The following is a 16,664-nucleotide window of genomic DNA, read 5'->3' as shown; positions in this document are numbered from 1 at the left end:
TCTGAGTATTTGGCGGTAGAACCACTCTAGCGGCGAAGCTGCCGTGCGTGTTGGTTAGAGGGAGCGCATCATCTTGTCTGATGCCGCTTGCTCTCACTAGTCTACTCTTCTTAAGAATTGTGGGTCGGGAGCATTGAGGATATTCCTTGTCTGCCGTGAAACGCCTGAGCGAAGAGTCATTTTATGCGGAAGTGCGCTGCAGAACGGATTTTCCTTCACAAGCCCCCTTTTCATCTTCATACCAGCCGGTAAGCTAGTAGTGTGAATGAATCAATGTGGATAATCCTGGCAGTTGTGCTGGGTGTATTAGTGATTGCTGGCGTCATTTTCGCCTTTACACGCGGTGCTAAAGCGCCGCGTGGCGGGTATCCGAGCACACGTGATGCTGATGATACGCAGACGGAAGACACATCGGAAGAGACCGAGCAACCAGCCTCCCGTTACGATATTCCTGATCCTTCGGCGGGGCGTCTGGTACGGTTGCGTGCCCGTTTGGCGCGGTCGAACAACATGCTGGGCAAGGGGCTTTTGGCTCTGCTCTCACGAGATCGCATCGATCAGGATGTCTGGGATGAGGTCGAAGAGACTCTGCTCATGGCTGATTTGGGTGCTGAGCCGACCACTCGCCTAGTGGAGGCGCTTCAGAAGCGGGTGCGTGTGGAGGGAACCGATAACCCTGCCGCCGTGAAGAAGATGCTTCATGAAGAGCTTCTTGAGATTATCGGTCCCACAATGGATCGTGAGCTAAAGACCGAGGGCACCGACGGTAACCCTGGCGTGGTGCTTGTGGTCGGCGTGAACGGCGTGGGGAAGACCACGACGGTCGGTAAGATCGCCCGCGTGATGGTCGCAGATGGAAATTCGCTTCTGCTGGGCGCGGCTGATACCTTCCGTGCTGCGGCTTCCGAACAGCTGACGACTTGGGGTGACCGCGTGGGCGTGAAGACCGTGCGCAGCGAGAAGGAAGGTGCTGATCCTGCCTCTGTTGCTTTCGACGCGGTGAAGACCGCTAAGGCTGAGGGTATTGGCACGGTGCTGGTCGATACTGCGGGTCGCCTGCAGAATAAGGCCGGTTTGATGGATCAGCTTGGCAAGATTAAGCGCGTGATCGAAAAGGAAGCCCCCGTGACCGAGGTGCTTTTGGTAATTGACGCGACAACCGGGCAGAACGGTATGGTGCAGGCGAAGGTCTTCGGCGAAATCGTGGACGTGACCGGTATTGTGCTCACCAAGCTCGACGGTACCGCAAAGGGCGGCATCGTGGTGGCTATTCAGGAAGAATTGGGTGTTCCCGTCAAGCTCGTGGGGCTCGGCGAAGGTCCGGACGATCTGGCCCCCTTCGACCCCGAAGGCTTCGTGGATGCGCTTCTCGATTAGCGGCTGAACCCTGCTCTCGTGCATCGGGCATTTTAGCGGGGCACATAATGAGGCGGTATTTCCGGGAGTGTTTTCTTCATCTGGGAGCAATTAAATTGCTCCCAGATGAAGAAAACACTCCCGATTTTTATCTCAACCCCGCAAGTTCTTCCTACGAAGCTACTGACCGACGTATCTAGCGACGACCTAACCGTGCCCTGCCAGACGAGCGTAGGATTCAACAATCCAGGTAATCGCCCAATCATGAGTGAGCCAAATAGCAACTAGACTCGGTACAAGAACAACCAGAGCGTTGATACGATACTCGCGATGATTCATCGTGCGAGGCTTGTGATGGTAAAGCACCGCATATGAATCCACTAAGGGCAAAAAAGCTTTCAGGAGCGCCAGAGACATCATCACGACTGCCAGCAGGTAGAGCATTACGACGAAGTATCCTTGAGGTCCATAGAGTTTCCCGATAGATGTCACAATATCTACTACTGAAACATGCTGCCCCTGTGCAACGTTAATATTCTCCCAGATGCGTTGCCTCATGCTAGCAAAGCTCCACTGGTTTCCCGGAGTATTCATGCGTACTAGTGATAGGGCTAATGGTGCTGAAAGTGCAGTTACTTCTAAGGGGAACCAGAAGAACCGGGACGTTGCAGTATCCTTTAGCTTTTTAGATTTTTTCCCCGCGATAATAACGGTAATACTCAAAATAGCTACGATAGCTAAGGCAACCACCAAAATAGCATTCACTACTGGCCATGAGACCAGAAAAAGGGCAGCGACTAGAATAGGTATCACGACCATCATGAGAATGTTTTCTGCGTCGTCATCGGGGGTTTTCTGCGGAGAATTATGGTTGTGATGAGTCACGTTAGTACTCTGGTCAACATGATTATTGTCGCCTGAAACCTGCGCAACGGGTCCATCTCTGTGGTGATTCAGTATTTGATTGTTATTTCCGGAAACATTGCCAATGCTTTGATTCACGTTGCTTGTTCCGTCCTTAGAGTATCCGTTTTTACGTCGAGTCGGTTTAACTTTGACTGCTGCGTAAATACCGCCTGCAAGGGCGGTAACCCCACCGGCAATCAGCGTTGCGGTCGTGCTCTCTGCAATATTCATCCAGTTCATATCTTTCATTCCTCTGTATTCAAGACTCTGGAGCGGTCAGAGCCTTGAAGATTTAGACGATAGTATCCGCTCGGTGTCTTTACCGTACGTCGTGTAAAACTCGTGTTTCTAGGGGAAATAAAGTTACCCCCGGGTAACTTTTTCTGCGGTTTCCTGAAAACCCTGCTAGGTCTAATGTGTTTCTTGAAGGGGCGGCGAAAGAACTAACCCCACCAAAAGCGAAAGTATCCAAGTAGAGGGGATGTAAAGATGGCAAGATACAGCCGGAAAAGTCGCCATAACGGAAAAATCCGCCGGGAACTTTGCATGAAAGCTGGTAAGTCATACCGTGCAAAGCCCACAGGGCGTTGCGGTAGAACTGGCAAGATGGGATACGCAGACAGGCTCGCAGCAATGATAGCGCTCAGTAGATGTGCTAGTCCTATGAACCGCAAGAGTAAACGTGAAGAAAAACGAGTCTATCGATGTCCCTTTTGTTCAATGTGGCATTTGACCTCAAGAGATCTGTTCCCGCCTAAAAACCAGAGCGGCAAGAAATCTAAGAAACCGGGAGTAAGACAGAAGGTGCGGCCACAGCCTATAAAGTTATCTAGTTCTGGTTCGAATCCTCGGTTATCAGTGAATACAGAGATAAAACCAGATATTGGTCAAGAACTAGTTTTATGGCAGCCGCATGTAAATCTATACCTGTAGTTTCTGCGGGCTGTCAGGATTGACAAATCGTAAGGTGCACTCGGTGCACTGTTTGTAGAATAGTGAAGTGGTGGCGTGACTTCCGCCTCTGCCTCAAACACATGAATATTACCCTCATGGGTAGCGATCTCAATGCAACGTACTAGGTGTTGCAAGAATTTTTGAGAGTTAGGATTAATTGCTCATGGCTCACGCCGAACAGCAGGCTCTTAACTTAGAGAGCATTAGCACAGATAAGACCTCTGCCAGTAAGAGGCGCCCAAAAAACTCTTCGTCAAAGAAAAAACCAGGTGTCTCTACGCCAACCACGTCGAAAGAGCTCGCCGGTCACCTGTGGAAAGCAGCAGATAAGCTACGTGGCTCTATGTACGCTTCGGAATATAGTGATTTTATTTTAGGTCTGATTTTCTTGAAGTATGTGGGTGATACGTTTGAGGTTACTCGCGCTCAGCTGAAGGATGAGCTGAGTGAAATGTACGACGGAGATGACCTTCTTGAAGCTCTAGAAGACCCGGACGAGTACTATGCAAAGGCAGCATTCTATGTGCCACGTGAGGCCCGTTGGACAGCGATTTCCCAGCAGGTGAAAAGCGGGGCAGTTGGGGAGCTTCTGGATCGAGCGATGATCGCAGTCATGGAGCATAACAAGAACCTGCAAGGCGCGCTGCCCGTAATTTATAACGGTGAGGGTGTAGATCAGCGCCGTCTGGCGAGCGTGATTGACTTGATCTCAAATACGAACTTTTCTGCAGTGCGCGATTCGGAGCATTCCTCAACGAAGGACGTTTTGGGATTCGTGTACGAGTATTTCTTGGGGAAGTTTGCTCGCAAAGAGGGACAGAAAGGTGGTGAGTTTTATACCCCGACTACGGTAGTGAATACTCTGGTGGGTATTCTTCAGCCGACGGACGGCACGCTGTATGACCCGTGCTGTGGCTCGGGTGGCATGTTCGTGCAGTCAAATGTGTTTGTGGAACATGCGGGTGGTAACTTTAACGTCGATGACCAAGGTCGCCGTACGAAACTGTATGTATATGGGCAAGAGTCCATTCAAAAGACATGGCGGTTAGCCCGTCTTAATCTTGCGATCCATGGTATTGATGGAGATTTAGGTACCCGCTGGGGCGATACTTTTGTGGAAGATCGTCACCCTGCGAAGAGCTTTGATTTTGTGATGACGAACCCTCCATTCAATGACAAGGACTGGGCTCTTAATACGGATGATCCTCGCTGGCGTTTTGGTATTCCTCCCGCTGGGAACGCTAACTATGGCTGGCTGCAGCATGTATGGTCGAAGCTGAATCCAAACGGTACCGCAGCCGTGGTGATGGCAAATGGTACGTTGACTGTTGAGACCAGTGGGCAGGGCGAGATTCGCCGCGCCATGATTGAAAATGATGCGGTCGCAGCTGTATTGGTGCTGCCCTCAAATATGTTTACGACCACGAGCTCTCCGGCATGTGTATGGATTTTGTCAAAGGACAAGAAAGCAGGACGGAACGGTTCAAAGGATCGCTCGGGCGAGATTCTATTCATGGATGCCCGGAAGATGGGTCATATGGTGAGCCGCACGGAGCGCGTGTTCTCTGAGGCCGAGATCGCGAAGATTGCGAATACCTGGTGTGCGTGGCGCGGAGTGAAGTCGATGTATCACGATGACGGCACCCTTATAGGAGAGGGAGAATCCGTAGCAATTCAGCCTTATGACGATGAGCCAGGTTTTAGCTTCAGCGCGTCACGTGAGCAGGTGGCGGAACAGGATTATGTGCTAACTCCTGGACGCTACGTGGGAAGCCCCGAGGCTGAAGCAGAAGATGTTCAAGCATTGGATGCTCGAATAGTCGATCTGCAGGCACAATTACTTGAACAGTTCGCGGAGTCTGAACGTCTGGCACAGGTAGTTCGGGAGCAGCTGGCATCGTTAGACCTTGGTGGTTTAGTGCCCGAAGGAGTGGAGGAGTAATGGCGACTCTAACGGATGCTCAGCGTGCGGCTGGGTGGAAAAAGTACGTATTGTCAGACATTGTAGAGATTATAGGTGGTGGCACGCCTAAGACGTCTAATCCTGAGTACTGGAATGGAGATATTCCCTGGTTATCTGTGACTGACTTTTCGGGTGACTCTCGGTATGTTTATGATACAGAGAAAAAAATTACTCAGGATGGTTTAGAAAATAGTTCTACTAAACTTCTTTTAAAGGACGATATTATAATATCGGCACGTGGTACAGTTGGTGAACTAGCTCAGTTATCTAGTCCCATGGCATTTAATCAGTCTTGCTTTGGGATCCGAGCAATTCCAGATAAGTTGAATCAGTCATATTTATATTATTTACTTCGGACTGTTATTGAAGAACTTCGTCAAAACTCGCATGGTTCAATATTTTCTACTATCACTCGAAAAACTTTTGATATTATTGAAGTTATTATTCCTCCACATGAAGAGCAAGAACGCATTGTTGGTATTTTGGGCTCCCTTGATGACAAAATAGAAGCAAATAACTGCATTATCCGAACTGTAAGTTATATAGCAGTAAATATAGTTGATAATTTTAATATGTTTACTGACATCCCGAATGGTGTACTTTCAGATATTATTGAATTCTCTCCAAGAGTAAGGAAACCTCAAGGAAAAGAAGAGTATCAATATATTGATATGAATGCTTTACCTACTCAAGGAGCAGTTACAAGTAACATATTAAAGAAAGGCTCATGGACGGGGGCAAAATTTGAGAATGGAGATACACTGTTGGCACGTATCACTCCATGTCTTGAAAACGGTAAAGCTGCTCTAGCTATGGGGCTTGGGTCCGAACCAGGATGTGGCTCAACAGAATTTATCGTGATGCGCGCGAAGTCAAAGGATTTTTTGATGCTCCCTTATGGGATATCACGTAGTGAACCTTTCCGCGAGAGGGCAATAGCTCTCATGAGCGGCAGCACTGGGCGCCAACGTGTAAAATGGCAGGACCTTGCTGCCCTCCCTATTAGGATTCCTTCTGAAGAAGAGCTTGCGCGGATAGGAAATATTAGGTCCTTTTTTCGTCAGCTCGAAAACTTGCGTGATGAGAATATAGCTCTCTCAAATATGCGTAACTTACTTATAAAAAAACTAATCGGATAGGGGAATAAAATACTATGGCAACATGGAAACCTAGCGTAGATATTGACTACCTTAAAAGTCTTCTAAATCAGTCTGAGAACAGTCACTTAGACTTTAAGAGGACGATAGATCTATCAACTCCCAAAGGAAAAATAAGTTTTGTCTTGGATGTCGTCTCTATGGCAAATAGGGCGCCAGGTGGCAGTCTTGTTGTGGGAGTAGATGATAGTGGTGCAATTCTTCCACCGGGAGAGTTTAGCGCTCCTCAAGGTATATATGACCCCTCAAAACTGCGAGAAATTATCAAGAAATATGTAGACGGAGAGGTGAATTTAGAGTCTAGAGTGCATGATATTGAAGGTTCTACCGTACTAATTATCACCATTCATTTCCCCGGTAATGGGTTCCCGCTTGTTTTTTCTGTACAAGGTGAGTATACGAATAAGGTACAGGGAACTAACTGTCCAGAATGTCATAAAAGGAAAAATAAGATTATGTTTCGAAAAGGTGACATTTATATTCGAGAAGGGGCAACAAATACCCGTATTGATAATTCACATTGGGATATTCTTTTGGAGGAGCATAATCGTAAAATTAGAAATGAATCTATGGAACATGTTAATAAAATATCGAGTGAAATTATGAAAATGATCAAAGATATTCGCAGCTCTGGTTATACTGATATTATGAATAAGACTAGTGTAGAATTGAACATTCACTCATCACCTAAGGTGATATATCAGGCCGCTGAACTATATATGCGTGAAAACCTTAATGACGATATTATTCGATTCATTGATAAATTGTTTAATTATGGAAATCCTAGGGAATATTTCTTAGACGCACTAACAAGATTAGTCGTTATTGGATGCGTTGCACTAGATTTTCGAAAAACTGAAATTTATACTTACTGTGTTACCAAAATATCTGACCTTGTGTCCGTAGATTCAGAAAACTCTTTAAATGATAGGTCTCTCGATATACTTAATATGATATACGTTTTAGGGTCTTTAGCGGTTCGTAAAAAGATGTGGAAAGAAGTGCGTATTACTGCTATGCAGAAGATATCTAATCCTGTATGGAACCGATATGGATGGGTAAGGGCACTACAGACAGTATCTTCTCGCCGCCAAGAGTTTGAACCTGGACATGCAGGTTTGATGATTACTACCTCTTATGAACTTATAAAAGAATTATCTGAGTTTCGTCCAGATATTCCTGAAGAGTCCTTGCCCTCAGAGGTGTTGGATAACCCTAACATAATTCTTGAATCTTTATGTAAATTTGATTTTTTGAATTATTGGATAATGAGTTATTATGCCTCTGAATGGCATGGTGCTTACCCCGCCTGTTCGGCATATAACGTGTCTAGATTTGAACAGGAAATCTTTGATATATGGAAAGATGATAATAAGTTAAAAAATTTATTTTCTGAAAGCGAGATGGAATCTGCGCGAAAGGTATTTTTTGAAATATTTCAGACTGCAAGACAAGAATCAGAGAATAACTATGGGTCTGACTGGTATAGCTTGGATTTTGATGAAATGTATAACCAATTTACCGAGAGTAATTACTAAAGGTTATTGAAGCGGTAACCCATAATGAGTGCTCTCAAAAACCTCACGAGGCCCGATAGACTGTAAAGTATTAGAGGAAAGGAAGAAATCAATGAGCGTTAAAGTTCCCGTGCAGCCAAGCGTGCTCCGCTGGGCGCTTGACCGTGCTGACATGTCCGAGACTGAAAAGGCTTTTGACAAGCTACGTATTTCTGAATGGCTCAGACAAGATAGTCAGCCAACCATTAGCCAGCTCACGAAGTTTGCCCAGAAGACCCATGTTCCCTTCGGTATGCTCTTCCTCTCTGAGCCTCCTGTTGAAGAAAAACTTCTTCTTGATTTTCGGTTCCGTGGTTCCGCACCAGAGAAATACTCTGCTGAGCTGACTGAAACCATCATGGAACAGCAGCGGCGACAAAGCTGGTACCGTGACTATGCTATTGCGCGTGGCTTAGAAGCGAATGAATATGTGGGGTCTGAAACTCTAGCAAGCAAACCTGAACAGGTAGCCGACCGTATCCGCCATGAATTCGGGTATATACCTGGAATGGCCCGTCCTGGGGCAGAGGCACGCAAAGCGATCATAGAGCTGCTGGAGGAAAACGGTTTTCTCGTCAGTATTGCTGGGGTTGTGGGCTCTAACACCCACCGCATCTACGATCCGAATGAGTTTAGCGGGTTCTCTCTGTCCGATGACTATGCACCCACCATTTTTGTCAACGGTCGCGACACTAAAAACGCCCAAATCTTTACATTATTGCATGAGCTGGGGCATCTTCTGCTAGGGGAGAGCGGAGTATCTGTCTCCAGCGGCGAAGAGGTACATCAGCAGCATGCAGAGCAACAGGCTCACAACGAACGCTGGTGCGACTCCTTTGCTGCACACTTTTTAGTTCCTCCTGCAAAGATACACAAAAAAATACAAGCATTACCCGGCGATGGGGAAGAGATAACAGAGGACTCGATAGAGAAGCTGGCCTCGCACTTCTGCGTTAGCACCCTCACGATTCTCAATAGCCTGCTAACAGAGGAGCTTATTTCCAGGCAGAAATATGCAGCTCTGTATCCGTCCATGCGTGAAAAGGCCATTGCTCACGCACAAGAAAGCGGTAAAACCTCTGGTGGAGGTAATTATTACCTCACCAAGGTCTATGCTCTGGGCAAACGGTTCGCGAGCGCAGTTTTCGCTGATGCCGCCAGCGGACGCACCACCTATACGGAAGCGCACCGCCTACTTGGTGTACCCAAAACAGAAACCTATGAGAAACTCGCACAGAAGGTAAGGGAAGCGTAACGTGTCTTCCGATACTATTTTTTCCTTGATACTAATGTCTTAGTAGAAGCTCACCGCAGATATTATGCACACGATATAGTCCCCAGTTATTGGAGATGGCTCCACAATGAGATCGCTCAACAGGGACGGATCATCAGTATTCTTCCCGTTTATCAAGAGCTTATCGCTGGTAAGGACGAACTCGCACAATGGGTCACAGAAAGAAAAGAGTATTTTAAGCCTTTGACAGCGGAAAGCATAGGAGCTTTCAGAGAAGTCGCTAACTGGGCACAGAACAAAGACCAATACAAGCAAACAGCTAAAAATGAATTTCTGAGTGTTGCTGATAGCTTGCTTGTCGCTTTCGCTAAAGCGCATGACTACATGGTTGTGACTCTTGAGCAGCCTGCACCTGAGTCGAAGAATAGAATTCTGATACCAGACGCCTGCCACGCACATGGAGTAAAGTACTGCGACCCCTTCGAGATGATGAGGTCCCTTGGCGGATCAATCTGATGGGCTTTCACCGACCGGTACGCGGTGAAAGCCCATGAGATAGTAAGGTAATACCTATTAGTAGATCGCTCCCGAAGGCATACGACGAAGATAATCATTCTGCGCCATAGTTTCAGGAAGTTGAGTAGAAGCCGTCACAATGTTGTATAAGAGGTATATCGGGGAAAAAGCTACAGAAATTAGTGACCTTATAAGTGCTACCAGGTTTTCAAGCCTCTTAGGCCTACTCTCGGAGAATTGATACGCATTGCCAAAGATAAAAAGTATCCCTGAAGTACTTAAAATTATGATCCACTCGAAGGGAGTAGTCCCACGTAGCGTGATCATTGTTAAGCTTAATATAATCCATGTAGGTGCGTAGGATAATGACATCTCTAGCCTATTAATGTAGGCCACATGAAAATTTCCGATGCTAAGGGTAACCAAGCAAAACATGAACACGCCGTTGAGTCGAGCAACTTCTTGAACTATCGTGTACCACTGCGTATCAAGGTGAGCATAGCGAAAGATTTCGTTAAGAGCCGAAAGAAGCGAGATATTTGGTATTGCCGCTTCAGTAAATACACACCACATGAGCGAAGCAACAAGTACATCAAATATACGTACGTTCTTCGGGAGGATATTTTTAATAGTATTTGCAAAGAAAGAAGTGAATGCTTCTAAGGGAACTGCCATGGACGCCTCCTAATATTTTGAACGATATGATCCCTTCTTCATACGAAGAGAACCTTTAGATACAGTTCTAACGTATAACTCTCCGAAGAACCTTGCCACCAAACTCGTCATCCTCCAGCATCGCTGCTGGGTGCGGCACGGTTTATGCACATTTCCTCCAGAATTTTGCGATAATCAAAATCAGAGAAAACTCATCACCACAGCATATTTTGTTGAAATGTAAAATTTTGCAGGAGATATATGGAGGACCTTCGTGCTCTTGTATCGGGCTTCTCCCTAAGCCGTGCCCGACTGGCTGCCGCAGCGGGAGTGAGCGAAGCAGCCATTAAAAAGCTCACCAAGAAAGAACTTGCCCCTGCACTTACCGCCGAGAACGAGATCGACTTAGGTCTTGCCTTCGGTATTATGCTTGGTCTTGACGATCATGGAAACGCCACAGGTAAGAACCGCACTAAAACATCAAGTCCCGAAGAATTCACCTGCAATTTGCTTCGTGAACGGTTTCTCGCCGAGTTTACCAACACCGCCGATCCGGTAGGAGTTACCGAGCTTTTGAGCGCACTCGTGATGCTCTACACCCCACTCGACCAGACGGTCGAAAACCCACTTCATATCCTTGAAACCGCTTACGTTCAGCGTCCACAAACTAGCTTTGAGCTCAAAGCATCAGAAACAGAACCTTATTCCCAGAACTCTATTCGTGTACATCGAGAACCACCCACTTGGCTTATTATTGAGGCTTTTCCTGAAGAGCAACGCCCGCTGATTATGGATATTGTGGTTCCTGTTTTAGAACAGGGGTGCGAAACCCTCATCCATGCACAACCGCGCAATACTCTGCTGACGTCTCAAGATTGCATGCGTCTTACCTGTGCTTACGCCTTCGCTGTAGCCGAAGAGTATATGGAGCAGAACCATAAATTTGCAGAAATACAGGCTGTTCGAGAGAAAATCTCTCACCGCGATCAGCACCACACCGTCCCCAACCACGAGGTTCTGCTTTATCTGGAAGAAATACTTGGTAACCGCCGAGAACTTCTGGTCCATGGCGCGAACAGTACATACGAATTTGCCTCTGTAGCTCTTGCCCACAATTTTGAGCGTGCTGAAAATGTATCCTTCAGTGTAGAATCGAGCGCTTCCTCAGAAAATACCGAGCAGCGGCAACTTAACGTCTATAAGCTGATGCTTGCTGCGCTGAGCGACGAAGGACTGCAGCGCGCTCTCGAAATACATGGATCAGAAACGCCAGATCCCTACAACGGGAAGCTGCCCTCTGATCACCTACTGTTTCTTCCCTTAGATACAGATTTAACAGGCCTGCGACACCTTTATGAAGCGCAAGACAAACAATGGGAAACAATCTTCGCATATGCCTACAGTGAGGATAAGCAAGTAAGTACTCTCCAACCTGGAGAAAACCTGGTCGTGCTTGGACTACACGATATCCTCAGTAAATTTGGAGGTTCACGTCGCCTGCCCCAAGAGACAAAGCCCTGGTATGTGCCCTATGAACGCACTGGGATGCTCAGCACAGAGCATGAAAACCCGTACCACAAGATGCGGTTACGTGCCTTGATCAACCTTGGCGATAACAGGCTTAAACGCAACACCAAAGCTAAATTGGGGCTAGCCGTATTCCGCGTTCCCACTCTTGGAGAACAGCTACAAAACTCCGTATATCTTGCTGATCTTTCCTACGCTGCCTTGGCAGAGGATAAACCTGACTCGGATAAAAACACCCAGCGTGCCCATACAGTAGCCCAGACCGTGCTCTCATACCTGAATACGGGAGAAATTCATCCAGAAGATCTAACTATTGGGTGCATCGTCCGCTCAGACAAGCTTGAGCATGCTTCATTCCATGAAGTGTACCGTGAAGCACCTGGCGGTAGCCTGCTCAGTGATTATGAGATGATGCTGCGTATTCCCCAGCAGCTTCAAGAGATGCTAGACGATATTGCGGATACAACTTTAGAGCCTTGGCCAGTTATTCCTCGGGCTCCCGAAGAAAATATACGTTACCGTGGCAGTGATAGTTACGAGGTTCCTCTAGAACATCTTATTGAAGAGCGCAGGATCCTGTATGTTCCCGGCAATAAACTGGAAACTGGCTGTCTACGATTTGGTGAACCCAATTACAGTGAGCACACCGTGTTTGATCCGTATGCCTTGAGCAGATACAACATGATGGGACAATTGCCTCAGCAGGTTCACTTTTTGACTTCGCAGAATTTACCTGATGAAGCTACCTTGACCGAAGAGTACGATATTGTAGTGTACCCCGCGCATACAACCGACGCGCCAGGTCCTGCTGTCTACGTCGACCAAGAGGGCAATAACCTGGTGTCTTCACCAGCGTTTGTCCTTCGGCTTTCTCCGTCTGAAGATGGAAACGCTCACCGGTACGAACGCTCTACAACATTAGCTGCGCTTCTGCTGAGTTCCCTCAACAGCCAGAAGGAGAGCGAAGGAAGCGGAGTAGGAAGTTACCTATCTCCAGAAAAGCGCATAAAGTCAAAGGTTTTTAACTGGAGGCAGCTCCGTCTACCTTACACGGCATATCTACCTAGCGTGAAGCTCCGAAACGCGAAGGATCCACGAACCTTGCCAGCGAAAGAACGGCAAGGATACACTTCCGCTGAAAATCAGATGCTGTGGTTGCTTGGCGAAGCTGCACCAACCCCGGAAGAAGAAGCTGATATCAGCGCTTACGCTCAATCATTCACAGATCTGAAGAACCTGGAAGATAAGCTACAGCGTGCCCTCGAAAAAGTACGAACCATGCAAAACATTAGTGTTCATGGTATCACCTCAGGCAACCTCAGCATCAGAGGATTTGCGCATCATCAAAACCTTCGGAAGAGGTCTGATGTTTAGAGTCCAAGCTACAGATGTCGTTCCACCACAAGAGGTCGGTCTCTTCTAGTGTTACCCCCGGGTAACTCAGACGCTACTTGGGTACCAAGGTACAACCTGCCACACTGAGAATATAGGCTCAAACACCGCTTCAGATGCAAGCAATAAACTCAAAACGAAGGGAACCATTAGTAATATGCTTGAAAAAGATTGGGAAATACGCGTTCTTTCAGATCTCCATGATCTAGGCTGGAAAATTACCGACGGTACAGCTATAGCACCCTTCACTGATCCGTCAGAGCGTCGGTCTGCTCAAGAGTCTATCCTGCCCTTCACCATGCCTGAGCATGCTCGTGAAAGTTACCACTCCATCCTGATTCCTGGCGCTCTCAAAGAGGCGATTAGCGTTCTCAACCCGTGGCTACCCCCTGAAAAATTACAGGAGGTATTCACCAAAGTAACCACTGTCCAAAGTAATGACCTCATCTCAGAAAATATGCGAGCCTACCGGTACATGACCGAAGGGGTGAAGATTGAGATGACTGCAGCTGATGGATCGCAACAGACCCATACAGCCCGTATCGTCAGCCGCGATGCGGACGATAATGAATGGTTGGCGGTACAGCAGGTGATTATCAAAGAACGTGAGCGAGAATACCGATTTGACGTAGTGCTTTACTGCAACGGATTACCCGTTGGGATTATCGAACTTAAAAATCCCGGAGCAAGTAACTCAACTATTGAAGATGCCTACCAGCAACTTAATACCTACAGCACCTACTTCCCTCAAGCATTTACCTTCAATATTCTGAACATTATGAGTGATGGGATTACCTCCATGTATGGAACTCCTTTCACACCGTATCAGTACTTAGCGCCCTGGAACTATACACCTAGTGGTACTGAAACCCCTGTTCTCGAAGAAGTTGATGGGCAGACATACACGACATTGGATCGTATGCTCGACTCGCTTGGAAACCCAGATATTCTGCTTGATATGCTCTTCAAATACACTCTTTTTGTGCAGAACGAAGGCAAGGCTGGGCAGAGCCACCTCACGAAGATTATTGCTATGTCTCACCAATACTTCGCGGTTGAGAAAGCACTCACAAACACCATCAACGTGCCCACGGGACGGGGAGAAAAAGGACGTGTGGGCGTTGTATGGCACACTCAAGGTTCCGGTAAGTCATATACCATGCTGTTTTATGCCCGTGCCATCATGGCTCATAAACGCATGCACAACCCCACCATTGTGGTGGTTACTGACCGGACTGACCTTGACGATCAGCTTTATTCCACCTTCCGCAAAGACCAGCTTCTCACTGACCAGCCTCAACGCATTCAAAGCCGGGATGAACTGCGCCTAGAACTTAAAGGTCGCCAAGCAGGAGGGATCTACTTCACCACGTTACAAAAATTTGGTCTAACGGAAAGCGACAAGCAGAAACACCAAGAGTTTCCGTTGCTTTCAGACCGTGAGAACATCGTGCTCATTGTCGATGAGGCGCACCGCTCCCACTACGGCAGCTTAGATGACGGTTATGCTAATAACATTAATCGTGCCCTGCCACACGCTAAATATATTGCCTTCACCGGTACTCCTATCGACAATACTACCGGCTCAACTGTTCATGTATTTGGTGATTATATTCATGTGTATAGCATCGACCGCGCCGTAGCGGAAGGAGCTACAGTACCGCTTTACTACGATTCTCGCTATATTCCTCTAGCCTTACGTGATGGCGAGAGCGAAGAGACTATCACTGCGCTCGCCGAGCAGATCACTGAAGACCTTGATGAAGAGCAACGCCTAGACATAGCTAAAAATGTCGCTCGCTTAAAAGAGCTTCTGATTTCAAAAGATCGCCTTAAACAAGTTGCTCAAGACATCGTGTCTCATTGGGAAACGCGACGTGAAAACATGGAGGAAGAGTTAGGGGTGTATGGAAAAGGTATGATAGTCACGTCATGCCGTGAGCACGCCTCAAAACTGTACGATGCTATCGTAGAGATACGCCCTGATTGGGCGCCGGAGCGTAACGGTGAGGATGTACATACCGGTAAAATTCAGGTTATGTATTCTCGTGGTCCTGCTTCTGAAGGACCTGAAATGGCTCGGTTCGCACGTATCAAAAAACAGTCACGAGAATTGCAAGCACGTATTAGGGACCCCAAGGACCCCCTTGAACTGGTCATAGTAAGCGATATGCTTCTCACCGGTTTTGATGCTCCAGTTATGCATACGCTCTATATGGATAAATCCCAGAGCGGACATAACCTGATGCAGACCATAGCCCGTATTAACCGACGTTTTCAAGGGAAAAGCGCAGGCCTCATCGTGAGCTACTTACCGCTTCAAAAGAATCTCTCTGAAGCATTGGAACGGTATGCTGACGATGAACGTAATCCGGTTGAAAACGCTGCCGACGAAAGCTTGCGTATTAAATCTTTCCAGTTGCTTGATATTCTCGACCAGCTGCGGAACCTATTAGGACAGCGAAACTGGATAGAGCAAGTGCACCAGAATGTCAACGGGGCACGACGTTTAAACGTGGTGTTGGGCGTATGTAACAGTATTTTAGAGTTTCGTAGGAACGAACAGAGCAACCCCGATATGCCGGATGACCAGCGCCGTTATGCTCGAATTATGGCGCGACTGATCACCATGGAGCGTACCTACCGGCATATCAAGCAAGCTACTGAAAACGAGTATGTTAAGCGTGTGCTTGAGCGAACTGACGAAATTGAATTTTTACGAGCAGTCTTGAACAGCATTAAAGCAGTCCTGGGCGAAGAACGTATTAAAGGGCGTACTCAAACTCCTGAAAATGCTATGCATGAGCTGCGCTTACTGGCAGAGAGCATGCTCGAAAGCCGAGACACTATTTTGGTGACGTTGGCAGATGGCAACGAACACATCAATATTCGAGAGCTCAACGAAGAAAACTTGAAAAGGATCGCCAAAACTTCTACACCAACTCTCGCAGTAGAAACCGCCGAGCGGGCTATGATGCAGCGTATTCAGGACGTTGCCGGGAAAAACCGTACTCGGCAGGAATACTTCGGTGACAAGCTCAAACAAGTAGTTGAACGCTATAACCGCGGAGTCACAACTCTGGCGGAAACTATGACCGCTTTGGCTCATTTTGAAAAGGAGCTTCGGGCCGATATAGCTCGTGGAGAAGCGCTCGGTTTCACTGAAGCAGAAACGGCTCTCTTTGACGCGCTCAAGGCAAGTGCATCTCCTGAGGAAATCTTAGATGATGATGTCCTGGGGAAAATCACTAGGGATATTTCTGCTGTGATTCAGAAGCTACCCAAGCGTTGGCTGGAGAGCGGACAGGAGCGTGCAGCATTCCGGGTTAAACTCAAGCGTATCTTCAATAAATATAAGTATCCGCCAAAAGCACAGGAAAAAGCCCGTATACGCATTATGCGTGAGGCTGAAGACTTAGCGCAGGATGCGTTGCTTGGTGGCTGAGTAT

At 47.3% G+C, this 16,664-nt stretch carries 9 protein-coding genes and 1 pseudogene; 8 read left to right on the top strand and 2 right to left on the bottom strand.

Going from position 1 to position 16,664, the window contains the following annotated elements; genetic code table 11:
* Positions 1 to 273 precede the first annotated feature (273 nt).
* Positions 274 to 1,377, top strand: coding sequence for a signal recognition particle-docking protein FtsY (gene ftsY / locus HMPREF2804_RS07885; protein WP_048755259.1), 1,104 nt, complete (start codon positions 274 to 276; stop codon positions 1,375 to 1,377).
* Between the two features lie 186 nt (positions 1,378 to 1,563).
* Here ftsY and HMPREF2804_RS07880 read toward each other — a convergent pair whose 3' ends face one another.
* On the bottom strand, positions 1,564 to 2,502 hold the full coding sequence (locus HMPREF2804_RS07880) for a hypothetical protein (RefSeq protein ID WP_070627899.1): 939 nt from the start codon (positions 2,500 to 2,502) through the stop codon (positions 1,564 to 1,566).
* Between the two features lie 877 nt (positions 2,503 to 3,379).
* On the opposite strand from HMPREF2804_RS07880, the gene HMPREF2804_RS07875 reads away from it, so the two are divergent.
* From HMPREF2804_RS07875 to HMPREF2804_RS11460, 5 genes and pseudogenes are all read left to right on the top strand, one after another.
* A complete protein-coding gene (locus tag HMPREF2804_RS07875) occupies positions 3,380 to 5,158 on the top strand; it encodes a type I restriction-modification system subunit M (protein ID WP_083308361.1) in 1,779 nt (592 codons plus the stop codon).
* The gene (locus HMPREF2804_RS07870) at positions 5,158 to 6,318 is read left to right on the top strand and encodes a restriction endonuclease subunit S (protein WP_070627896.1); all 1,161 of its coding nucleotides are present in this window, start codon (positions 5,158 to 5,160) and stop codon (positions 6,316 to 6,318) included. Before HMPREF2804_RS07875 ends, HMPREF2804_RS07870 begins: the two co-directional genes overlap by 1 nt.
* Before the next feature lie 14 nt (positions 6,319 to 6,332).
* On the top strand, positions 6,333 to 7,874 hold the full coding sequence (locus HMPREF2804_RS07865; RefSeq protein WP_070627894.1) for an AlbA family DNA-binding domain-containing protein: 1,542 nt from the start codon (positions 6,333 to 6,335) through the stop codon (positions 7,872 to 7,874).
* A 91-nt stretch (positions 7,875 to 7,965) separates the two neighbouring features.
* The gene (locus tag HMPREF2804_RS07860; RefSeq protein WP_070627892.1) at positions 7,966 to 9,147 is read left to right on the top strand and encodes an ImmA/IrrE family metallo-endopeptidase; all 1,182 of its coding nucleotides are present in this window, start codon (positions 7,966 to 7,968) and stop codon (positions 9,145 to 9,147) included.
* A gap of 30 nt (positions 9,148 to 9,177) precedes the next feature.
* A pseudogene (locus tag HMPREF2804_RS11460) lies at positions 9,178 to 9,642 on the top strand (DUF4411 family protein); the annotation flags it as partial.
* Between the two features lie 57 nt (positions 9,643 to 9,699).
* Here HMPREF2804_RS11460 and HMPREF2804_RS07850 read toward each other — a convergent pair.
* Positions 9,700 to 10,317 (bottom strand): hypothetical protein, encoded by a 618-nt coding sequence (locus tag HMPREF2804_RS07850; protein WP_070627888.1) that lies wholly within the window; start codon positions 10,315 to 10,317, stop codon positions 9,700 to 9,702.
* Positions 10,318 to 10,557: 240 nt separating this feature from the next.
* Here HMPREF2804_RS07850 and HMPREF2804_RS07845 point away from each other — a divergent pair, with 240 nt between their 5' ends.
* Both HMPREF2804_RS07845 and HMPREF2804_RS07840 read left to right on the top strand, forming a co-directional pair.
* Positions 10,558 to 13,197, top strand: coding sequence for a hypothetical protein (locus HMPREF2804_RS07845; protein ID WP_070627886.1), 2,640 nt, complete (start codon positions 10,558 to 10,560; stop codon positions 13,195 to 13,197).
* A 175-nt stretch (positions 13,198 to 13,372) separates the two neighbouring features.
* Positions 13,373 to 16,660 (top strand): type I restriction endonuclease subunit R, encoded by a 3,288-nt coding sequence (locus HMPREF2804_RS07840; RefSeq protein ID WP_070627884.1) that lies wholly within the window; start codon positions 13,373 to 13,375, stop codon positions 16,658 to 16,660.
* Positions 16,661 to 16,664: the final 4 nt, after the last annotated feature.

The organism is Rothia sp. HMSC065G12 (genome assembly GCF_001811455.1).
Taxonomy (GTDB): domain Bacteria; phylum Actinomycetota; class Actinomycetes; order Actinomycetales; family Micrococcaceae; genus Rothia; species Rothia dentocariosa.
This window is presented reverse-complemented; position numbering and strand designations above follow the sequence as displayed.